Origin of the sequence: Marinobacter sp. JSM 1782161 (assembly GCF_011421605.1) — a bacterium.
GTDB lineage: Bacteria > Pseudomonadota > Gammaproteobacteria > Pseudomonadales > Oleiphilaceae > Marinobacter_A > Marinobacter_A bohaiensis.
This window is the reverse complement of the sequence record NZ_WSSA01000002.1, coordinates 400,158-420,663: the sequence shown is the minus strand read 5'-3', so window position 1 is coordinate 420,663 and position 20,506 is coordinate 400,158. Positions and strand designations below refer to the sequence as shown.

The 20,506-nt window shown below is 60.8% G+C and carries 17 protein-coding genes and 1 tRNA gene; 6 read left to right on the top strand and 12 right to left on the bottom strand.

The features are described 5' to 3' along the window. Nucleotides 1-12: 12 nt before the first annotated feature. Together gltA and GQB00_RS01870 are read left to right on the top strand one after the other, a co-directional pair. Complete coding sequence (gene gltA / locus GQB00_RS01875) at nt 13-1,287, top strand: citrate synthase (protein ID WP_111496382.1); 1,275 nt, start codon at nt 13-15, stop codon at nt 1,285-1,287. 132 nt (nt 1,288-1,419) lie between these two features. Beyond that, the gene (locus GQB00_RS01870; RefSeq protein WP_165855027.1) at nt 1,420-2,304 is read left to right on the top strand and encodes an NAD(P)-dependent oxidoreductase; all 885 of its coding nucleotides are present in this window, start codon (nt 1,420-1,422) and stop codon (nt 2,302-2,304) included. Between the two features lie 111 nt (nt 2,305-2,415). Here GQB00_RS01870 and topA read toward each other — a convergent pair whose 3' ends face one another. From topA to fadB, 3 genes are all read right to left on the bottom strand, one after another. Then, nucleotides 2,416-5,055: a type I DNA topoisomerase gene (gene topA, locus GQB00_RS01865; RefSeq protein WP_165855026.1), complete on the bottom strand. Its 2,640-nt coding sequence runs from the start codon at nt 5,053-5,055 to the stop codon at nt 2,416-2,418. A 311-nt stretch (nt 5,056-5,366) separates the two neighbouring features. Beyond that, nucleotides 5,367-6,542, bottom strand: a complete 1,176-nt coding sequence (gene fadA, locus GQB00_RS01860; RefSeq protein ID WP_111496385.1) for an acetyl-CoA C-acyltransferase FadA — start codon at nt 6,540-6,542, stop codon at nt 5,367-5,369. A 33-nt stretch (nt 6,543-6,575) separates the two neighbouring features. Further along, nucleotides 6,576-8,723, bottom strand: coding sequence for a fatty acid oxidation complex subunit alpha FadB (gene fadB, locus GQB00_RS01855; RefSeq protein ID WP_165855025.1), 2,148 nt, complete (start codon nt 8,721-8,723; stop codon nt 6,576-6,578). A gap of 521 nt (nt 8,724-9,244) precedes the next feature. Here fadB and GQB00_RS01850 point away from each other — a divergent pair. Together GQB00_RS01850 and GQB00_RS01845 are read left to right on the top strand one after the other, a co-directional pair. Then, nucleotides 9,245-10,105: a hypothetical protein gene (locus tag GQB00_RS01850; protein ID WP_111496387.1), complete on the top strand. Its 861-nt coding sequence runs from the start codon at nt 9,245-9,247 to the stop codon at nt 10,103-10,105. Nucleotides 10,106-10,289: 184 nt separating this feature from the next. Beyond that, nucleotides 10,290-10,721, top strand: coding sequence for a universal stress protein (locus GQB00_RS01845; RefSeq protein ID WP_111496388.1), 432 nt, complete (start codon nt 10,290-10,292; stop codon nt 10,719-10,721). Nucleotides 10,722-10,785: 64 nt separating this feature from the next. Here GQB00_RS01845 and GQB00_RS01840 read toward each other — a convergent pair whose 3' ends face one another. The 8 genes from GQB00_RS01840 to GQB00_RS01805 form a co-directional block, all read right to left on the bottom strand. After that, nucleotides 10,786-11,481 (bottom strand): DUF6901 family protein, encoded by a 696-nt coding sequence (locus GQB00_RS01840; protein ID WP_165855024.1) that lies wholly within the window; start codon nt 11,479-11,481, stop codon nt 10,786-10,788. A gap of 158 nt (nt 11,482-11,639) precedes the next feature. After that, nucleotides 11,640-13,544: an ATP-binding cassette domain-containing protein gene (locus GQB00_RS01835; protein ID WP_111496390.1), complete on the bottom strand. Its 1,905-nt coding sequence runs from the start codon at nt 13,542-13,544 to the stop codon at nt 11,640-11,642. Nucleotides 13,545-13,547: 3 nt separating this feature from the next. Next, nucleotides 13,548-14,360, bottom strand: coding sequence for an MOSC domain-containing protein (locus GQB00_RS01830; protein WP_165855023.1), 813 nt, complete (start codon nt 14,358-14,360; stop codon nt 13,548-13,550). A 101-nt stretch (nt 14,361-14,461) separates the two neighbouring features. Then, a tRNA-Gly gene (locus tag GQB00_RS01825) sits at nt 14,462-14,537 on the bottom strand. A 92-nt stretch (nt 14,538-14,629) separates the two neighbouring features. Beyond that, a complete protein-coding gene (locus GQB00_RS01820; RefSeq protein WP_165855022.1) occupies nt 14,630-15,103 on the bottom strand; it encodes a hypothetical protein in 474 nt (157 codons plus the stop codon). Between the two features lie 4 nt (nt 15,104-15,107). Continuing rightward, nucleotides 15,108-16,280 carry a flagellar assembly protein T N-terminal domain-containing protein gene (locus GQB00_RS01815; protein WP_165855021.1) on the bottom strand — a complete coding sequence of 391 codons (1,173 nt, stop codon included), beginning with the start codon at nt 16,278-16,280 and terminating at the stop codon, nt 15,108-15,110. After that, nucleotides 16,268-16,717, bottom strand: coding sequence for an LPP20 family lipoprotein (locus GQB00_RS01810; protein WP_111496394.1), 450 nt, complete (start codon nt 16,715-16,717; stop codon nt 16,268-16,270). Before GQB00_RS01810 ends, GQB00_RS01815 begins: the two co-directional genes overlap by 13 nt. After that, nucleotides 16,717-17,430, bottom strand: coding sequence for a flagellar basal body L-ring protein FlgH (locus GQB00_RS01805; RefSeq protein ID WP_323127230.1), 714 nt, complete (start codon nt 17,428-17,430; stop codon nt 16,717-16,719). The genes GQB00_RS01810 and GQB00_RS01805 overlap by 1 nt, the downstream gene beginning before the upstream one ends. 201 nt (nt 17,431-17,631) lie before the next feature. Between GQB00_RS01805 and GQB00_RS01800 the strand changes: the two genes are divergently transcribed. Together GQB00_RS01800 and GQB00_RS01795 are read left to right on the top strand one after the other, a co-directional pair. Then, a complete protein-coding gene (locus tag GQB00_RS01800) occupies nt 17,632-18,321 on the top strand; it encodes a response regulator transcription factor (RefSeq protein WP_111496396.1) in 690 nt (229 codons plus the stop codon). Beyond that, nucleotides 18,318-19,604, top strand: a complete 1,287-nt coding sequence (locus tag GQB00_RS01795) for a HAMP domain-containing sensor histidine kinase (protein WP_165855019.1) — start codon at nt 18,318-18,320, stop codon at nt 19,602-19,604. Before GQB00_RS01800 ends, GQB00_RS01795 begins: the two co-directional genes overlap by 4 nt. Before the next feature lie 3 nt (nt 19,605-19,607). Here GQB00_RS01795 and GQB00_RS01790 read toward each other — a convergent pair whose 3' ends face one another. Further along, on the bottom strand, nt 19,608-20,366 hold the full coding sequence (locus GQB00_RS01790) for a TetR/AcrR family transcriptional regulator (protein WP_165855018.1): 759 nt from the start codon (nt 20,364-20,366) through the stop codon (nt 19,608-19,610). Nucleotides 20,367-20,506: the final 140 nt, after the last annotated feature.

Sequence of the window (20,506 nt, the reverse complement as noted above, 5' to 3'; positions counted from 1 at the left end):
TAGGAGAGCACCATGACCGACAAGAAAGCACAGCTTTCGGTGGGTGATAAGTCTATTGAGCTGCCCGTATACGCAGGCACGGAAGGTCCGGACGTAATCGACGTCAGAAGTCTCGTCCAGGAAGGCGTCTTTACCTATGACCCAGGCTTCGTATCGACAGCAGCCTGCGAGTCCAAGATCACCTACATTGACGGTGCCAATGGTGTTCTTCTGCACCGCGGCTATCCCATCGAACAACTCGCCGACAACTCCGATTACCTGGAAGTCTGTTACCTGCTCCTCAACGGCGAGCTGCCCACCGCAGAAGAAAACGCCCGCTTCCGGGATACCGTCAAGCACCACACCATGATCCACGACCAGATGCGTCATTTCTTCAGCGGTTTCCGCCGCGACGCGCATCCCATGGCCATCATGTGCGGCGTGGTCGGCGCCCTGTCGGCCTTCTACCATGACCAGATGGACGTCACCAACCAGGAGCAGCGTGAAATCACCGCCCATCGCCTGGTTGCCAAGATGCCCACCATCGCCGCCTGGTGTTACAAGTACGCCAACGGCCAGCCCTTTATCTACCCGCGCAACGACCTGAATTACGCCGAGAACTTCCTGCAGATGATGTTCGGCAACCCGTGTGAGGAGTACAAGGTCAATCCGGTGCTGGCCAAGGCCATGGACAAGATCTTCATCCTGCACGCCGACCATGAGCAGAACGCCTCCACCTCCACCGTACGCCTGGCGGGTTCCACCGGCGCCAACCCCTACGCCTGCATCGCCTCCGGCATTGCCGCGCTGTGGGGACCGGCTCACGGCGGCGCCAACGAAGCCGTACTGGACATGCTGGCCGAGATCGGTGACGAAGCGAACATCGAGCGATTCATCGCCAAGGCCAAGGACAAGGACGACCCGTTCCGCCTGATGGGCTTCGGCCACCGGGTCTACAAGAACTTCGACCCGCGCGCCAAGGTTATGCGCGAGACCTGTCACGAAGTCCTGTCCGAGCTGGGCCTGGAGAACGATCCACTGCTGCGCATCGCCCAACGTCTGGAGCAGATTGCACTGGAAGACCCCTACTTCGTCGAGCGCAAGCTGTACCCGAACGTGGACTTCTACTCCGGCATCATCCTCAAGGCCATCGGCATCCCGACCTCCATGTTTACGGTCATCTTTGCCATGTCCCGGACCATCGGCTGGTTCTCCCACTGGAACGAAATGGTCAGCGGCGACTACCGCATCGGCCGTCCGCGCCAGCTTTACACCGGCTCATCCAAGCGCGACTATCCTGCAAAGTAAGCACTTTGCCAGGCAACGATCGAAAGGGCTGCACAGTGTGCGGCCCTTTTTCGTTGCACCAAACGTCGCTGCAGCAAAGCGACCGCGCGACCTGCACACCAACGCGATCAATCGATCAGGGAGTCAAGCACTATGCCGTTCAAGGTTACCTTTATTGGACTCGGGGTCATGGGCTATCCGATGGCCGGCCATCTCGCCAGAGGCGGGCACGACGTCACGGTTTTCAATCGCACATCCGCGAAGGCCGAGGCCTGGGCCCGCGACTACACCGGAAAAACCAGCTCCAGCGTGGCCGACGCCGTGCGGGAAGCGGATTTCGTCATGACGTGCGTGGGCGCCGACAAGGATCTGCGGGAAGTCTACCTGGGGCCGGACGGCATCATCGCCAACGCCCCGCCAAAAGCCATCCTGATCGACCACACCACCGTGTCAGCCCAGGTCACCGAGGACGTCGCCCAGGCTGCCCGTGAGCGCGGCCAGTCATTCATCGACGCTCCGGTGTCCGGCGGCCAGCAAGGTGCCGAGAACGGGCAGCTGACGGTCATGTGCGGCGCCGAACAGGCGGCTTTCGACAAAGCGCAGCCGTTGATGGACCTGTACGGCAAGGCGGTGACCCGCATGGGCGAGCCAGGCAAGGGACAGCTCACAAAAATGGTCAACCAGATTGCCATTGCCGGCCTGGTCCAGGGCCTGTCGGAATGCCTGTACTTTGCCGAGAAGTCCGGACTTGACCAACGCCAGGTGATCGACGTCATTTCCAAGGGCGCCGCCCAGTCCTGGCAGATGGAAAACCGCGCCGGAACCATGATCGACGGCCAGTACGATCACGGCTTTGCCGTGAACTGGATGCGAAAGGATCTGAATATCTGCCTGACGGAGGCCCGGGAGCGCGGCGTGACATTGCCCGTCACCGCCCTGGTGGACCAGTTCTACGCCGATGTCCAGAACATGGGCGGCGAGCGCTGGGACACCTCGAGCCTGCTGGCACGACTGCGCAAACTGGGCGGTCTGGACTAGCATCCCATCGCAGCTTCGGGCAAAAGCAGACAAAAAGAAAGGGCCCCACAGGGCCCTTTCTTTATTCTGGAGTAGCTGACGACCTCTGTCGCCGCAAGAGGGCCTGGCGCCCTACTTCTTTTCCTTGGGCTGCCACTTGCCGTTCGAGTAGAACGCACTCCAGCCAGTGGCCTTGCCGTCCTTCTCGCTCATCACATACTGCTCCTTGGTCTTGCGGCTGTAGCGGATCACCGTGGGATTGCCCTCGGGGTCTTTCTCCGGCGCATCGACCAGGAAATGGTACTTGGGGTCGATCTCAGCGCGATGCGGCTTGATCTCCTTCACCAGCGGCGCCCGGGTTTCCCGGTTCTTGGGGAACTTGCTCGCCGCCAGGAACAGACCTGATGCGCCGTCCCGCAGGACGTAGGTGTCGTCCACCTTCTGACACGGAAGCTCCGGCATCGGCACCGGATCCATCTTGGGCGGCGCGGGCTCGCCATTGCGCAGCAGTTTGCGCGTATTCTTGCACTCGCTGTTGGTGCAGCCGAAGTACTTGCCGAAGCGGCCGGTCTTCAACTGCATCTCGGAGCCACATTTATCACATTCCAGCGTCGGCCCGTCGTAACCCTTGATGCGGAAGGTACCCTCTTCCACTTCGAAGCCGGAGCAGTCCGGGTTGTTACCACAAACGTGAAGCTTGCGTTTTTCGTCGATCAGGTAGCTGTCCATAGCGGTACCGCACTTCGGGCAACGCCGCTTCTTGCGCAGCAGGCGACTCTCGCCCTCGCCTTCCACGTCGTCTTCGGCCGAGACCACCTCGTCGCCCGGCACCAGGTTGATCGTCGTTTTGCAGCGCTCCTTGGGCGGCAACTTGTAGCCGGAGCAGCCGAGGAAGACACCGGTGCTGGCGACACGAATCTGCATGGGACGCTCGCAGGTCGGGCACGGAATATCAGTTTCCGTCGGCGTATTGCCGCGCATGCCGCCTTCATCGTCCGAGCCGGCCTCTTCCAACTGCTGGCTGAAGCGCTCGTAAAAGCCGTTGAGGACGTTCTTCCAGTCGATATCACCTTCGGCAATCTCGTCCAGCTCTTCCTCGAGACGGGCCGTAAAGTCGTAATCCATCAGGTTGGAGAAAGACTCGTACAGGCGATCCGTCACAATGTCGCCCATCTTCTCCGAGTAGAAGCGGCGATTCTGCAGCTTCACATAGCCCCGATCCTGGATCGTGGAGATGATCGATGCGTAGGTGGACGGGCGCCCGATTCCACGCTTCTCCAGCTCCTTGACCAGACTCGCCTCCGTGTAGCGCGGCGCCGGCTTGGTGAAGTGCTGGGTCGGATCCAGTTTTGCCAGATCCAGCTTGTCGTCCACCTTGATATCCGGCAGGGCAACATCCTCGTCCTTCTTGGACGCCTGCGGCGCCGCCTTGAGGAAACCGTCGAAGCGGATGATGCGACCGCGGGTGCGCAGCTCGTAGCCGTCGGCCTCCACGGTGATCGAGGTGCTGGTGAACTCGGCATCCGCCATCTGACAGGCGATGAACTGGCGCCAGATCAGGTCGTAGAGCCGCTCAGCGTCCTTTTCCAGGCCCTTGATATCGGCCGGCCGGCGCTGGACGTCGGTGGGGCGGATGGCCTCGTGAGCCTCCTGCGCACCTTCTTTACTGCCGTAGACACGGGGTGCGTCCGGCAGGTACTTGTCGCCGAACTGCTTGCCAATGTACTCGCGTACGCTGGAGATGGCGTCCTGACTCAGGTTGGTGGAGTCAGTCCGCATATAGGTGATAAAACCGGCCTCGTAGAGGCGCTGTGCCAGCATCATCGTTTTCTTGACGCTGAAGCTCATGCGGTTGCTGGCCGCCTGCTGCAGTGTCGAGGTGATAAACGGCGCGTTCGGGCGCGACCGCGTCGGCTTATCTTCGCGCTTGGCCACCCGGTAGGCGGCGGCCTTGAGCTTGTCGACGTGCGCCTGGGTTTCCTTCTCGCTGGTCGGGCGGAATGTCTTGCCATCGGCCCGCGCCACTTCGAAGCGGACCGGCGACTTCACGCCTTTCGCCGCCAGATCGGCGTGGACCTGCCAGAACTCTTCCGGGATAAAGGTGCGGATTTCCCGCTCACGCTCAACGATCAGACGGACCGCAACGGATTGAACCCGGCCGGCTGACAGCCCCCGCGCCAGCTTGCTCCACAGCAGCGGCGACACCATGTAGCCCACCACGCGATCGAGGAAGCGACGCGCCTGCTGGGCATTCACGCGATTGCGATCGAGCTGCCCAGGCTCCTTGAAGGCCTCCTGGATAGCGCGCTTGGTGATCTCGTTGAACACCACGCGCCGGTACTTGTCGGGCTCGCCACCGATGGTTTCCTGCAGGTGCCAGGCAATCGCCTCCCCTTCGCGGTCCAAATCCGTCGCGAGGTAAACGTGGTCGGCGGACTTGGCCAGACGCTTGAGTTCGTTGACGACCTTTTCCTTGCCCGGCAACACTTCGTAATTGGCTTCCCAGTTACGATCCGGGTCCACGCCCATGCGGTTGACCAGCTGCTCACGGGCCTTGCGCTTCTTGTACTCCGCCTTTTCCTCAGGATTCATCTTGCGAGTCTGGGCGGCCTGGCGGGCACGCTCCTTGGGATCGGTCTGGGAACCGCTTCCGCTTACCGGCAGATCACGAATGTGCCCGACGCTGGACTTCACGACGAAATCGTCGCCCAGGTATTTGTTGATGGTTTTCGCTTTTGCCGGTGACTCGACAATGACGAGACTTTTTCCCATAGCGGAATCTGCTTCCTCAATCGGCTCCCTTCTCAACGGGAGCGTCACACACTGAACCCGAGAGGCACTGAACAGGTGTCCGAAATCCCCGACTCCGACGACAGCTCTTCAGTGCATCTCAATATTGGCTAAAAATCAGGCTGCTAGCAGCATAGACCGCTCGCAGGTTTTATAGGTGCTCTGTTTTACAGGGTCAAGATGCCCAGCACAACCCATCATTGGGTCACTCTTCATTTATACAAGCCAATCCTCCAATCGCGCCAACAAAAAAGCCCGGCAAGTGCCGGGCTTCTGGTTTCAGGCCTGAAGGATCAGACGCGCTCCCAAACGGTGGCGATGCCCTGCCCCAGACCGATACACATGGTGGACACACCCAGCGTACCGCCCTTGGCCTGCAGGACGTTCAGCAGCGTGGTCGAGATCCGGGCGCCGGAGCAGCCCAGCGGGTGCCCCAGGGCAATCGCGCCGCCGTTGAGGTTCACCTTCTCGTCCATCACGTCCAGCAGCTTCAGGTCCTTGAGGACCGGCAGCGACTGGCCGGCAAACGCCTCATTCAGCTCCCAGAAGTCGATGTCCTCGACGGACAGACCGGCGCGCTTGAGGGCCTTCTTGGTCGCCGGAACCGGACCGTAGCCCATGATCGCGGGATCGCAGCCAGCCACGGCCATGCTGCGCACCCGGGCGATCGGGGTCAGGCCCAGGGCTTCGGCGCGCTCGGCGGACATCATCAGCATCGCCGACGCACCGTCGGTCAGCTGGGATGACGTGCCGGCGGTCACGGTACCGTTCTTCGGATCGAAGGCCGGACGCAGTTGGCCGAGCGATTCGGCCGTGGTTTCCGGACGAATGGTTTCGTCTTCCTCGATCAGCTTCACGAAGCCGTTCTCGTCATGGCCCTGGATCGGCACGATCTCGTTCTTGAAGCGACCTTCCACCGTGGCTTCGTGAGCCAGACGATGGGAGCGCGCACCGAACGCATCCTGCTGCTCGCGGGTGATGCCGTGCATCTTGGCCAGCATTTCCGCGGTCAGGCCCATCATGTTGGACGCCTTGGCGGAGTATTTGGACGCGGCCGGGTTGTGATCGAAACCGGAGGTCATGGGCACGTGACCCATGTGCTCCACACCGCCCACCATGAAGACCTCACCGTTGTTGGTCTGGATGGCCTGGGCCGCCGTATGGATCGCGGTCATCGCGGAGCCACACAGGCGGTTGACGGTCTGGGCCGCGGATTCGTGCGGAATGCGGGTCATCAAGGAAATCTGACGCGCCACGTTGAAGCCCTGCTCCTGGGTCTGGTTGACACAGCCCCAGATCACGTCTTCCACTTCTTTCGGGTTCAGGTTCGGGTTGCGCTCGAAAATGGCGTCGATCAGCGCAGCCGACAGGTTTTCCGCTCGCACGTTGCGGAAGCATCCGTTCTTGGCACGACCCATCGGAGTCCGCACGCAATCGACGACGACAACGTCTCTCGGATTAAGGCTCATAGATCTTTCTCCGTTCGGAAATCTCGTTCAGGGTTAGCCGAAGAACTTCTCGCCATTCTTGGCCATTTCACGCAGCTTCTCGGTCGGGTGATACAGCGGACCCAGATCTGCATACTTGTCTGCCAGTTCGACGAAGGTGTCGACACCCATATCGTCGATGTAGCGCAGGGCGCCGCCACGGAACGGCGGGAAACCGATGCCGTAGATCAGACCCATGTCGGCGTCAGCCGGCGCTTCGACGATGTTGTCTTCCAGGCAGCGGACGGTCTCGAGGCACAGCGGAATCATCATACGGGCGATGATCTCGTCCTCCTCGAAGTCTTTCCTGCCCTGAACGACCGGCTCGATCAGCTTGTAGGTTTCCTCGTCGACGACCTTCTTGGGCTTGCCCTTCTTATCGGTCTCGTATTTGTAGAAACCCTTGTCGTTCTTCTGGCCGTAACGGTCGTTCTCGAACATCACATCAATCGCGGACTTGTTCTCGTCCTTCATGCGGTCCGGGAAGCCCTCGGCCATCACTTCGTTGGCGTGCTTGGCGGTGTCCATGCCGACAACGTCCAGCAGGTACGCCGGACCCATCGGCCAGCCAAATTTCTCCATGACCTTGTCGACTTTCTGGAAGTCGGCGCCGTCGCGTACCAGGCCGGCAAAGCCGCCGAAGTACGGGAACAGGACACGGTTGACCAGGAAGCCCGGGCAGTCGTTGACGACGATCGGTGTCTTGCCCATGGCCTTGGCGTAGGCGACCGTGGTGGCAACGGCCTTGTCACTGGTCTTCTCGCCACGAATCACCTCAACCAGCGGCATCATGTGCACCGGGTTGAAGAAGTGCATGCCACAGAAGTTTTCCGGGCGCTTCAGGTTCTTCGCCAGCGTATTGATGGAGATGGTCGAGGTGTTGGAGGTCAGGATAGCGTCCTCGCGAACCATGTCTTCGGTTTCGCGCAGCACGGCATCCTTGACCTTCGGATTCTCAACAACCGCTTCAACAACCAGGTCTACGTTCTTGAAATCGCCATAATTCAGGGTCGGCGTAATGCTGTTGAGGACGTCGGCCATCTGGTCGGGCTTCATCTTGCCCTTGTCGACGCGCTTGGCCAGGAGCTTCTTGGCTTCCTTGAGGCCCAGGGTGATGCCGTCCTGGTTGATGTCCTTCATCAGGATCGGCGTACCTTTCAGCGCGGACTGGTAAGCCACGCCGCCGCCCATGATGCCGGCACCCAGTACTGCGGTCAGCTTGACGTCGTTAGCTTCCTTCTCCCACTGCTTGGCCTTCTTCTTCAGCTCCTGATCGTTCAGGAACAGGCCGACCAGGCATGCCGCGACGTTGGTCTTGGCCATCTTGGCGAAGCCCTTGGCCTCGACTTCGATCGCCTTGTCGCGGGTCAGGCTGGCGTGCTTCTGCATCACCTTGATGGCTTCCACCGGCGCCGGGTAGTTCTTGCCAGCCTTGCCGGCCACGAACGCCTTGGAGATTTCGAAAGCCATCATGCTTTCCATCGGGTTCAGCTTGATCTTGCCCTGCTTCTCTTCACGGCGGGCTTTGTAGTCCAGCTTGCCGGCGTTGCACTGCTCGATCAGGTCGACGGCAGCCGCCACCAGCTTGTCGCCTTCCAGAACGGCATCCACAGCGCCTTCTTTGAGCGCTTTGTCGGCGCGGTTCTCGGTACCGCCGGAGATCCACTCAATGGCGTAATCGACACCGATCAGACGTGACAGGCGAACTGTGCCGCCGAAGCCCGGAAAAATCCCCAGCTTGACTTCCGGCAGGCCAACCTTCGCTTTGGCGTCCATGACGCGGTAATCCGTCGCCAGGCACATTTCGAAGCCACCGCCCAGCGCCATGCCGTTGATAGCGGTCACCGTCGGGAACGGCAGGTCTTCGATGGTGTTGAAGACCTCATTGGCCTTGAGGTTATTGGCCACCAGGTCCTCTTCCGGACCCGCGAACAGGTCGGTGAACTCGGTGATATCGGCACCGACGATGAAGCTGTCCTTGGCGCTGGTGACAACCAGCCCCTTGATGCTGTCTGACGACTTCAGCTTGTCGGCGGCGGCTCCCAGCTCTTCGATGGTAAGGCGATTGAACTTGTTGACTGACTCGCCTTGCAAGTCGAAGTTCAGCTGAGCGATTCCGCCTTCGATCTCTTTAACCGTGATGGCTTTACCTTCGTAAATCATCAACTGATCTCCAGTCTGTGTTTGGAACTGCACCAATCGCCTCCCCGTCAGGCGCGGGGCGGCTTTTCATGCAGAGAGATTTCGGTCACTGCCCGATGCGTCGATTCAAAATTCATACAGTCGTTTGAATCGAGTGGGCACACGATGAGAAAAAACCGTTGGTTTGTCAATTTGTTTCTTGCTCCATATCTCCGGCGGTATTCGCGGAAACACGAGCACCCGGCCTGAATCCGGATAATAAATTCATAAATTACAGGAGCTTGAAAAATATAGTTTATGTAGATTATGAAGCCGAGCCCGGGACTACCGACAACGCCAAGACCTGGTCCGGAGCGCCCTGTCAAAGCCTGTCAAACCGCTTGAACGGATCAGAGAGTTACTTTAGCCTCAAGATCGAGAGAGCGTCCAACAGTCATTGTTCCTAAAACAAGAGCTCTTATAACCGCTCTCCGACAGACCGGGCGCTCGCAACAAAAACAACGATTCTCAACGACCCAACAAGAAAAACGGAGATCCTGCCGATGCAACCTTTCGGTCAGTGGTTCAGTGCGCGACTGATCGCGCTCTCGCTTGGCATGTCCAGCCTTTTCCTTTGCCAGACACTTCACGCGGCGGACTCGCCCCTCCTGGCCGCCATCCACCAGTTCCGCATCAATACCTACTCATCCCTGAACGCCTACTACCGGTATACGGTCAGCAACGATACCGACACGCTGAACGAAATCGTCGGGTTCATCAACGCATCCAACGACGACACGCAGCAGATTACGGAACAGTCCGGCGACCGCCTCGACCAGCAACAGCTCGACCGGCTGACCACGGACTTCGACCGCTACAAGGATCTGATGCGCCAGAACATCAACGATGTCCGCGCCAATGGCTACCCGGATCTACGCCTGGTGTCCGATATGGCGAACCAGGCCCAGGCACTGAGCGACACCTCGGAACAGCTCTACGAAACCGTCCGCACCCACGCCGACGTCACCACCGATGACCGGATTGAAGCCGCCCGCGCCGCCGCGGTACTCATGGCAAAGATGATGAGCAAGTATTCGGCTCGTTCGACGTCGGCCGTATCCCAGACGTTCCAGGGCGCCGATACCGATACGGCTCTCGATCAACAGGCCAAAGCCTTTGACGAGCTGATGTCCAGGGTGACCTCAGGCAACCCCAGCGGCGATCTGCGAGCCGCCCTGAGCAGCGCGGCGTCCAAGTGGGGGTTCATTCGCAACTCCTATATCAACTACAACGAAAACAACGTTTCCTTCATCATCGACCGCTATTCCAAGGGCATCCTGAAAGAACTGGAAATGGCGATTTCACTCCTGTCCGGGCAGACGTCTTCCCGGACAGCGCAAACCGCCCAGACAAACACCGGCTGATATTCCAGGCCCAAGGTGACGACACCAACAACCGCCCACCTCCAAGCGGCCGTCAGGCCGCTTTATCGGCCCGGATAGCCGGACCGCCCGCAACGGAAAATTTGATGCAAATCAGTGATGGGATTGACCTTCTGTCCTAGATTTATGGTAAGAGGAACCTATCCCCCACCGAGAGGACAACGCCATGGCGATGTACAAAACGATTCTTGCGGCCATTGACCTGACAGAAGAAGCCGACCAGGTAATTGGCCACGCGGCGGAGCTTGCCGGCATCCACGGCGCCGAGCTGATTCTGCTGCACGTAGTCGAGCCGGTCGGCTATGCGTACGGCGGCGATATTCCCATGGACCTGAGCGAACTCCAGGACCAGCTGGACAAATCGGCCCGGGACCAACTCACCGACCTGGGCCGCAAACACAGCATTGAAGACAAAAACCTGATGGTCACAGTGGGACGGCCGGAAGCGGAAATTCACCGGATCTGCGAGGACAGGGGCGTCGACCTGGCGGTCGTCGGCAGCCACGGACGCCACGGCATCCAGTTGTTATTGGGGTCGACGGCGAATGGCGTGTTGCACGGCGCCAAGTGCGATGTCCTGGCGGTGCGGATCCACTGATCCGTATTTTACTCGGGGGGGGCAGCTCTGGGGGCGGCGGGCGCGACGCGGCCCCGGCCCCGCTTCAGACCGCGCCGATGCCTTGCTCGTCCAGCTTGCCTTCGAGCTTGCGCAGTTGCGTTTCCAGCGAATAGGACACGCTCGACGCCATGGAGAAGAAGTTGAGCAGCGCCTTCAGGTTGCTGTCGCCCTGGCACACCGTATGAATGCGCTGCCAGAGCGCCTGGTTCACCAGCTGTAGGCGCTGATTACGCTCCACCAGGCCGTTGAGCGCCCAATCGGGCTCCCGGTCGTGACGCTTGGCAAAGTATTGCTGCAGCAAATAGAGGGAAACGCTGCGCATGATGAACTCGTCCGAGCTCGCGAACGGCATGTGATGCACCGCCATCGGCCGCAACTCCGCCAGGATCGGGCAGGCGCTGGTTGCCATGATGAGCCCCAGCAACGATCGCAGCGACTCTTCCAGCGTGGTGTCTTTCTCATACCGGCGGCGACCATCGTCCACCCGGACGGTCATTTTCTCGTAGGCGTCGTCATCGCGGAACCTGTCGACGATCGGCAGCATCGCCACCGCCGCCGGACAGTGCGACTCTTTCTCGATCGACAACGGGCAATTACTGCACTGACAGTGCCCCAGACGCGTCCACTCGGGTAACGGGCGCGCCTTGTCGCGATCGCTGCGATGCATGCCGGCATCCGGATCGACATGGAATGTTGTGGGATTGTCGCCGTCAGGGCGAAAGGTATAGGTAACCGTCATTCAGAGACCTTCACACTTCTGAAGCTGGAAGCACTGGACATCATCCAGTCTACTCGATTGCCCGCCACCTCGCCGTGATCTTTGGTGTGATTTTGCAATCGCGCGGCATTGTCCCCGATTGCCGCGCCGCCGTTGATGCGACCTTAGCCTGACAGCGCTCAGGCGCCGGCCATGTCCTCCAACTCCATCCAGCGCTCCATCGCCGCCTCCAGCTCTTTTTCCTTATCCGCCAGATGCGCCAGAGCCTGGGAGACTTCCTCGTGGGGCCGGTTGTAGAAATCGGGCTCCGACACCTTGCCCTGCCATACCTCAATTTCCGACTCCAGCCCGGCGATCCGCTCAGGCAGGGCCTCCAACTCAAGCTTCAATTTGTAGCTGAGCTTGCGCGGCGAGGCCGGCCTGGCAGCTTCAGCCTCCTTTTTGGCCGGTTTGGCCGCCGCCTTGCGCGGCGCCTCGGCCGGGATTTCCGATGGGAACCGGCCGCCCTGTCGGCGCCAGTCCGAATAGCCACCCACGTAGTTCCGCACCTGGCCGGATCCGTCCAGCACCAGGGTATCGGTCACCACATTATCGAGAAACTCCCGGTCGTGGCTGATCACCAATACCGTGCCGCCGAAGGACACCAATTGCGACTCCAGAAGCTCCAGCGTCTCCACGTCCAGATCGTTGGTCGGTTCGTCCAGCACCAGGATGTTCGCCGGTTTGCTGAAAAGCTTGGCCAGCATCAGCCGCGCCCGCTCCCCGCCGGAAAACACACTGACCGGAGACCGCGCTCGCTCCGGTGAGAACAGGAAATCCTGCAGATAGCCCAGCACATGCTTTTTCTGGCCGTTGATCTCGATGAACTCCCGACCTTCCGCCAGATTATCCAACGCGTTCAGTTCCGGATCGAGCTCGCCTCGCAACTGGTCAAAATACGCCACGGAACGGTTGGTACCCAGGCGAACGGCGCCATCGGTCGGATCCAGATCGCCGAGCAGCAGGCGCACCAACGTCGTCTTGCCCGTGCCGTTTTCGCCAATCAGGCCAATCTTGTCGCCGCGGATCACCGTCAGTTCCAGATCGCGGATAACAGGCTTGCTCTCATCGTACGCAAAGGAGGCCTGCCGGGCCTCTACAACCAGCTTTCCGGAGCGGGCCGCATCCTCGATCGCAAAGCTGGCGTTTCCGCCTCGCTCACGCCGTTGCCGGCGCTCGTCCCGCATGGCCTTGAGCGCCCTGACCCGCCCCATATTGCGGGTCCGTCGCGCCTTGATGCCCTGACGGATCCACGCCTCTTCCTGCTTGAGCTTGCGGTCGAACTCAGCGTTGTGACGCTCTTCTTCCTCAAGCGCCTTTTCCTTGAGCGTCAGGTAACGATCGTAATCCGCCGCGAAGCTCACCAGCTGCCCACGATCGAGCTCGACAACACGGGTTGCCAGACGGCGTATAAACGCCCGATCGTGGCTCACGAACAGGATCGCCCCCGCGAACTGGCGCAAGGTGTCTTCCAGCCAGGCAATGGCGGGCACATCCAGGTGGTTGGTCGGCTCATCCAGGAGAAGAATATCGGGCTCGGCAACCAGGGCCTTGGCCAGCAACACACGCCGCTGCCAGCCACCAGAAAGCGTCTTCAGGACCGAATCCGGATCGATGCTGAACTGGGCCAGGATGGCATTGACCTTCTGATCCAGGCGCCAGCCGTCCAGCGCTTCGAGCTTTTCCTGGACTTTCATCAGACGGTCGAGACTGGCCTCGTCGGCCTGCTGCGACAGGGTATGGAACTCCGCCAGCAAGGCGCCGGTTTCCGGAAAGGCGTCCGCCACCACCTGGTAGGCGCTACGCTCATCGTCCGACGGCAGCATCTGCGGCAGGGAGGCCAGCACCGAGCCGTCGTCCAGTCGCACTGAGCCGCTGTCCGGCGTCGCCAGTCCCTGGACAACTTTGAGCAGTGTCGACTTGCCCTCGCCATTGCGACCGAGCAGGCAGACACGCTCGCCGCGCTCGACGGTCAGTTGGGCGTCATCCAGCAGCGGATGCAGGCCGAAAGCCAGTGACACGTTTTCCAGGGAAAGCAAGGGCATGAATCAGTGTTCCTCTTTCAATTCCACATCGAACCAGTCGCCGACACGGATGCCGCCGGTACCGCTATGAATACCGTTGACGCCGAACATCACGCCATCCGGCGTGCGGCGAAAACGTCCCAGTTCGCGTAAGGGTTGCAGGTCCGCCGCCTTTTCACCCTTGTCCGGATCCACCGTAGTCATCACACAGCGGGAACAGGGTTTGACCAGATCCAGGCGCAGGCCGTCGATCGTCAGGGCCCGCCACTGATCTTCGGCAAAGGCGTCGCCGCCGGACACGACGATATTGGGACGGAAGCGACGCATATCAAAGTCCTGCCCCGCTCGCGCCGACAAGGCCTGTAGCGATGCAGTGTGGGTGACCAGAAACGGGAAACCATCGGCGAAACTGACGCGGCGCTCCGCCAGCGAGTAATTATGATCCACCGGCCGCAGACTGGAGTCCGGCATGTAGACCAACGAGACGGGCGTATCCAGCCATCGGCTGAGTCGCTCTGAGGCATCGCCGGCTGCAAAGCGCGCCTTGACCCAATCCCGCCAGACGCGTACGCGCTGCTCAGTGTCGGACGGCTCGACCGCGACAGGATCGGCCTCACCGGGGAGCGTCAGAACCAGGCGACCGTCATGCAGGTCCGCCTGGATCAGGGCCAGCCGGGGTTGCTCCCGCTGCGTCACGAAGCAGCCCTCCGGATCGACAAGCATCCAGCGCCGATCGCCGGCCGGTCCGAAATCATCGAGCGTCATGCTTGTCAGGGAGACGCCTCGGAGGGACTTGACCGGGTAGTAAAACAGCTGCTCGACTTTGACCTTCGCCATGACGCCCCTCCTTGTAAAAGAAGCAAGGATACCAGCGCCTGCAGACAGCGTCAGTCAGAAACGAAAAAGCCCGGCACTAAGGCCGGGCTTTTTCTGGAATCTGGAGCGGGAAACGAGATTCGAACTCGCGACCCCAACCTTGGCAAGGTTGTGCTCTACCAACTGAGCTATTCCCGCTTATTTCGAAGCTGCCTGAGCAAGCTTTTGATCTGTTTTGAGGGGCGTTCCCCTCTCAACGGCTGCGTATTCTACGGATCCCGACGCGGCCGTCAACCATTTTCTTCATTCTTTTTTTCCAGTGCTTGCGTGGCCATCAGGCCAGACAGGCGCTCGTCACTCCAGGCTGATGCCGCGGCACTGATCGCATCGTCGGCGTCGGCGGTAGAAGCTGCGTCAGACGAGGCCGTGCTCGCAGCTGACGAATCGTCAGCGGTAGCCGTTTCGCTGGAGGCCGCATCACTGTCCGTCGAGTCGACAGCCTCAGCAGACTCAGCGCTTGCCTCCGCCGCCGATGAGGTCGGAACCAGGCTCTGTGCAATCCCCAGGGCCAGGCTCTGCCCCAGTAACCCGACGGCATTGCCGCTCTCCTGCTGGGTTGCCCCCGATCCCGACAATGATTCCTGCAGCGTCTGACCGAAAATCTGGCTGAAGCTGTCGCTGGATGCGGTGTCGGTCGATGCGGACGGCTCGCCGCTGTCGGTCGCTGGAAACAGCCCAGAAGGCAAAATCGAACTCAAATCCATGGAATCACTCCCAAAAACTGTCCAACTGAACCAGGTCACGGACCTGGATGCTGGCCGGCATAATGCCCGTTACTGGGGCCAGCACGCTGTGATCCGGGAACACCCGGACCACTTCGAAGTCCAGCCCCGAATCACTGAAACTGGCGTAACTCACGCCCTGGTCATCGATAAACCGCTCCTCGTACTTGAGGCGGAAGACGGTGTCCCGGCGCAACCCCTGGCGCGAGCCGATCGCCACATCCACACGGTTCGGCTGGACCCGGATGACCCGCGCCGCCGGTCGTGCGCAGGCGACGAGGCCCGCCATGTCATCCACCGCCGTCTTCATGAGACGCTCGACTTCCAGACCGTATTCCGAGTCCCAGAAACGGTCGCTGTCGACACCGACACGTTCGGTGGCCTCGAACGGCCAGACCGTGCGCGTTCGATACTGCTGCGAGCGAATGACATCCCCCGACAGCCCATCGATGATGTCGACGGTCATGGAAAACTGCCGCACCAGCGAGTCACCGCCGAGCAATCCTCCGTCCACCTGGCCCAGGGAGATGTTGTCGATCCGCCCCTGCATCACGTACTGACTGCGCGAGCGCTCGGCCAGATAGCGGTATTCACGGCCCGCAGGCCGATCGCGACTGCCGGCGCTTACCTGTATCGGTAACGGACGATCAACCACCTCATTGACCAGGAAGTCTTTCGGCACCCCGTCCAGCGCGTCCCGAAATCGCTCCGTCAGGGCCTCCGGAAGACGCTCCAACTGCCCCCAGGCAGACTGATCCGCCGTATCCAGCGTGAACGGAAGCAACGTAACCGACTTGCTGATCGGCGGCGCCCCGCAGACCTGATCGGCGCGCGTGATGTCGAGTCGCAACTGGACCCTGGCCCTGGCGTCGTATTCGTACTCCTTCACCAACTGGACGCTACGAATCAGCCCGCCATCGCGAGTGACGAAGAGCACCCCGCCTTCGGGGCTGGCGAGCTGCACATCCACATCCTTGACCAGCGACACTGACGCTCCAGCCGAAAGCACAGCATCGCGAATGGCTGCCTGGGCTGCCTCGCGCATGGCGAAACCATAGTTATCGTTGATGATGGCCGCACTGCCCTCGCCGCTGTGCCAGGCTGCCTGCACCTGGGAGGCGAAGGCCAGCCCGATCAGCAGACGCCTCAATACCACCATGGGTGATCCTGCAACGAACTTTCGGTGACCGACTCGTCCAGTTCATCGAGCACCGACTTGTCCAGAGTCAGTTTGGTGGTATACATCTTGCCATCGATACCGTGTGCGACGATGGCCGCGCCGCGCACGATCCCTTCAACACGAACTTCCCGCACCTCGTGTTCGACGCCCTGGTCGTCGACGCTGGTGCGGGCCCGCACCTTGACCCCGTAGATCTGTTCGGCCAGACGTTCATAGGCCTCCTCGCGGGAAGCCTCCATCGCCTGCATCAGCTTTTCTTCATAGCTGGGGCCCGGCTGGGTATTGATCGGTGCATAGCCCTCGGCTTCAAGCACGGTCTTCTCGTCTTTATCCATAATCTTGTAACGGGTGAGTTGTTCGGCGCTGCAGGCGGTCAGCAGCAGGCTCAGGCTAATCAGGAAGATGACGAGTCGCATCAGAACGGCCAGACCTCAGGATCATTCAGTTTATCGGCAAGCCATCCCAGGCGCTGACTGTCCGCCAGCGAACCGGTGCCGGAGTATTCGATTCTGGCGTTGGCGATCTTGGAGGAATCGATGGTGTTGTTGTCGTTGACATCCTTGGCACGGATGACGCCGGTCAGGCGGATGTACTCCTTGCCGTTGTTGATCAGCAGCCATTTATCGCCGCGGATCACCAGGTTGTCGTTGCGCAGAACCTTGGTGACGGCCACCGTCAACTCACCCTCGAAACCGTTGCTCTGACTGGCCGTGCCGTCTCCCTTGAACGTCTGCTCCTGGTCGAGGTCCAGTTGGACCTCGTTGTCACCAATTTCCAGGTTGCCACCCGGCACGCCGATCGGTTCAAGGTTGAACTGGCTGGTTTTCTTGAGGCTCGTGGTGCCCTTCTTGGTCGCCTTGGTGGACTCCTCCAACTGAACGGAAATGATATCCCCGACGTGAAAGTGGGACCGTTCCTGATAGAGACCACGGGACACGCCGGGCTGGTAGATGGAGCCGGTCGGCATCTGCTCCGCCGGCTCGGCCTGCGGCTCCATGGCGGCGAAGAACGGATCATCGGGATCGGCCTCTTCCAGCTGCCCCATGGGCGACCCGGTTTCCAGTCGGTGGGTATAGTCGTTACTGGCCTGCTCATCGGTGGTTGCACACCCTTGAAGCCAGATAGGCACACAAACACTGATAACAATCAAACTGCGACGCACGTGACGACAACCTCCTGACACGTTGGTTTTGCTCTGCAAGTCATGGTATCGATTCCAGTGTTTGATGCGGTTAAGCCAGTGTTAGATTGGGTAAAGATTCCCGCCAACCCATGACAAGGCACGACCAATGCGCCGATAATGCAGGCCGCTTCGAAAAGTCTGGGTTCTATGTATCAAGCACTGCTGGTCGACGACGACCGAGAATTAACGGGGATGCTGACGGCCTATCTGAATCGTGAAGGTTTCGGAGTCAAGGCCGTTCATACCGGAGAGGAAGGCGAGATGGAGGCGCTGTCGGGCCGCCATGACATCGTCGTTCTGGACGTCATGCTGCCCGGCCTTTCCGGCATTGAGGTACTCGGCCGGATTCGCGGCCAGAGCCAGGTGCCGGTGTTGCTGCTGACCGCACGCGGCGACGATATCGACCGGATCTCCGGTCTCGATCTGGGTGCCGACGACTATGTCCCCAAACCCACATCGCCGGGCGAGCTGGTAGCGCGGCTGCGGGCGATTCTTCGCCGAACTCATCGCGAAGCCCAACAGACGCCGGAAAACGGTCTGATCCAGGCGGGCGCCCTGAATCTCTGGCCCAGCCGCCGTACCGCGGAATGGAACGGCGCGCCGCTGCAGCTGACCAGTACGGAATTCAACCTGCTGGAAGAGCTGGCCCGTCACGCCGGCAAACTGGTCAGCAAACAGGAGTTGTCGAGCAACGCCCTGGGGCGACCGCTTACCCGCTTTGACCGCCGCATTGACGTCCACGTCAGCAGCATCCGCCAGAAGCTCGGCCAGCGTCCGGACGGACAGTCCTGGATTCACACGGTGCGCGGCCTGGGATACATGCTGGTGACCGAATGAAGCCCAGCCCGCTGTTCTGGAAGTTCTTCATCGCGTTCTGGCTGGCGATTACCCTGTCCTTTTTTGTCGGCGCCGCCCTGTTCCGGTTCACCGATCACAACCGGCCGGACCCAAAAACCGCCGAACGCATGATGTCGATCGATCATTCCCGCCGGGTGATCGAACAGGACGGGATCGAGGTCGCTCGCCCGCTCCTCGACTGGGTCACACGACCGGGCGGCGGTTCGCTGGCGCTGCTGGACAGCGACGACAGGGTGATTGCCGGCCAGCGGCCCGACCAGTTCGCCACCGTCATCCCCGTGACCGGCCCCGAGGGTCAGCGTTTCCGCTTCGTATCCGCCGACAGGCTCCAACACCTCGGACCGCCCCGCCCCAACGATCTGGTACCGGTGGCGATTGGCGCTGTGGTGAGCGTCCTTTTCAGTCTTTTCCTCGCCTGGTACCTGGCTCGGCCCCTGATCCTGATCCGCGACGGCCTGCGCTCCATCGGCGGCGGGCAGCTCTCCACCCGAGTCCGCCACCTGCTGGGGCGACGCAAGGACGAGATCGGTGAGCTGGGCGACGATTTCGATCGCATGGCCAGCCATCTGCAGAAGCTCATCGAAGAAAAGCGCCGGCTGCTGCACGACATCTCCCACGAGTTGCGCTCGCCGCTGGCTCGACTGCGGGTGGCCACTGGCCTGCTGACCCAATCCCGCGACCCGCAGCCGGGCATGCTGGAACGCATCGAACGGGAGGCGGAGCGGCTGGAGGGGCTGATTGAGGAGATTCTGACGCTGTCCTACCTGGAAAGCGGCTCCGACAAGCCGCTGACTGAGCGCGTCGACGTGATCGAACTCCTCAATGTGATTGCCGATGACGCCGATTTCGAGGCCAGCAGCAAGCGGTGCGCCGTTACCCTGGAGGCACAGGGGCAGTTCGTCACGCGGGTGTCCGGGGAGCTGCTCTACCGGGCGTTCGAGAACGTTATCCGCAACGCCGTGAAGTACACCACCGAGGGCACGACGGTTCGTATTTCCGCCGCCGTCGATACGGGGTCGGAGCAACTGGCGGTCGATATCATCGACCAGGGCCCGGGAGTGCCGGAATCGATGCTGGATGACATTTTCCTGCCGTTCAAACGCCTCGATTCCCAGCAAACCACCGAAGGTGTCGGCCTGGGGCTGGCTATCGCACAGCGCGCTATCGCCGTCCACAACGGCCATATCTCGGCAAGCCAGGCCACCGGCGGCGGCTTACACGTCACCATCCACCTGCCCCGTTGGGAAGACAGCGGCGACTGACCGTCAGCCGCTCACGCAGAGATCACCACCGATTTCCGCAGGTGCGCCGAATTCGCTATCCAGAACCATACGAATCATCCGTTCGAACAGAGCCCGCAACCAGCCAGCATCAAACGCCCTGCCCAACAGCACGCCGTCAAACCCGAGACCGGTCACCAGCCCCACCAGCAACTCGGCGTCCCGGCGCGGGTGAGACGCCCCAAGCCGGACCAGCAACGCCTGCACGCTGTCGATCCAGGCGCGCCGATAGCTACGGGCCAACTCTTCCAGCAAGGTATCCCGCATGGCTTCCACCAGGAACGCCTTCTCGACCAGGATCGCGTTGCGGTTATCGCGGATCTGGGTGGCGAAGTATCGGGTCGCACATTGCGCCAACGCCTCGGCGAGCCCCGCACGGCCCGGTGCAGCGCTCAACCGTTCTTCACTCGCCTCACCATCGATGATCGTTTCCATGGCCGTGTAAAAATCACGGATCCGCTGGTTGGATTTTTCCGCAAACAGTATGAAGGCATCGAGGATGAGTTCATCAATGTCGCGGAAATAGTAGGTGGTGGATGCCAGGGGAACGCCGGCACGACGGGCCACCGACCGATGCTTGATTTCCCGCACGCCGTCGGTCGCGGCTATATCGAGCGCCGCCTCCAGAATCTGCCGCCGCCGCTGCTCGCTCTTGGCCCGTACGGTCTTTCGTCCCTGGTATTGAATCGAGTCGCGCAAACCCCCACCGACGGCGTTAACCGGGTCGTGCTTACCGTCTGTCATTATTTATTCCGTTCTTATGGGTCACTCTGTGGCCGGGCTCATTGACCCATCCACAGGTAACTACTCAGACACACCCCAGAGTGTCGCGGAAAAGAAACAACGAGATAGTGACTTGAATCAATAAAGCGGATTAATCCACG

Bases quoted from the DNA above. Each gene is read 5' to 3' on its own strand.
- fadA (WP_111496385.1), bottom strand. From the start codon at position 6,542: ATGAGCCTTAATCCGAGAGACGTTGTCGTCGTCGATTGCGTGCGGACT.
- gltA (WP_111496382.1), top strand. From the start codon at position 13: ATGACCGACAAGAAAGCACAGCTTTCGGTGGGTGATAAGTCTATTGAG.
- GQB00_RS01850 (WP_111496387.1), top strand. From the start codon at position 9,245: ATGCAACCTTTCGGTCAGTGGTTCAGTGCGCGACTGATCGCGCTCTCG.
- GQB00_RS01820 (WP_165855022.1), bottom strand. From the start codon at position 15,103: ATGGATTTGAGTTCGATTTTGCCTTCTGGGCTGTTTCCAGCGACCGAC.
- GQB00_RS01810 (WP_111496394.1), bottom strand. From the start codon at position 16,717: ATGCGACTCGTCATCTTCCTGATTAGCCTGAGCCTGCTGCTGACCGCC.
- GQB00_RS01795 (WP_165855019.1), top strand. From the start codon at position 18,318: ATGAAGCCCAGCCCGCTGTTCTGGAAGTTCTTCATCGCGTTCTGGCTG.
- topA (WP_165855026.1), bottom strand. From the start codon at position 5,055: ATGGGAAAAAGTCTCGTCATTGTCGAGTCACCGGCAAAAGCGAAAACC.
- GQB00_RS01790 (WP_165855018.1), bottom strand. From the start codon at position 20,366: ATGACAGACGGTAAGCACGACCCGGTTAACGCCGTCGGTGGGGGTTTG.
- GQB00_RS01840 (WP_165855024.1), bottom strand. From the start codon at position 11,481: ATGACGGTTACCTATACCTTTCGCCCTGACGGCGACAATCCCACAACA.
- GQB00_RS01835 (WP_111496390.1), bottom strand. From the start codon at position 13,544: ATGCCCTTGCTTTCCCTGGAAAACGTGTCACTGGCTTTCGGCCTGCAT.
- GQB00_RS01870 (WP_165855027.1), top strand. From the start codon at position 1,420: ATGCCGTTCAAGGTTACCTTTATTGGACTCGGGGTCATGGGCTATCCG.
- fadB (WP_165855025.1), bottom strand. From the start codon at position 8,723: ATGATTTACGAAGGTAAAGCCATCACGGTTAAAGAGATCGAAGGCGGA.
- GQB00_RS01815 (WP_165855021.1), bottom strand. From the start codon at position 16,280: ATGGTGGTATTGAGGCGTCTGCTGATCGGGCTGGCCTTCGCCTCCCAG.
- GQB00_RS01845 (WP_111496388.1), top strand. From the start codon at position 10,290: ATGGCGATGTACAAAACGATTCTTGCGGCCATTGACCTGACAGAAGAA.
- GQB00_RS01800 (WP_111496396.1), top strand. From the start codon at position 17,632: ATGTATCAAGCACTGCTGGTCGACGACGACCGAGAATTAACGGGGATG.
- GQB00_RS01830 (WP_165855023.1), bottom strand. From the start codon at position 14,360: ATGGCGAAGGTCAAAGTCGAGCAGCTGTTTTACTACCCGGTCAAGTCC.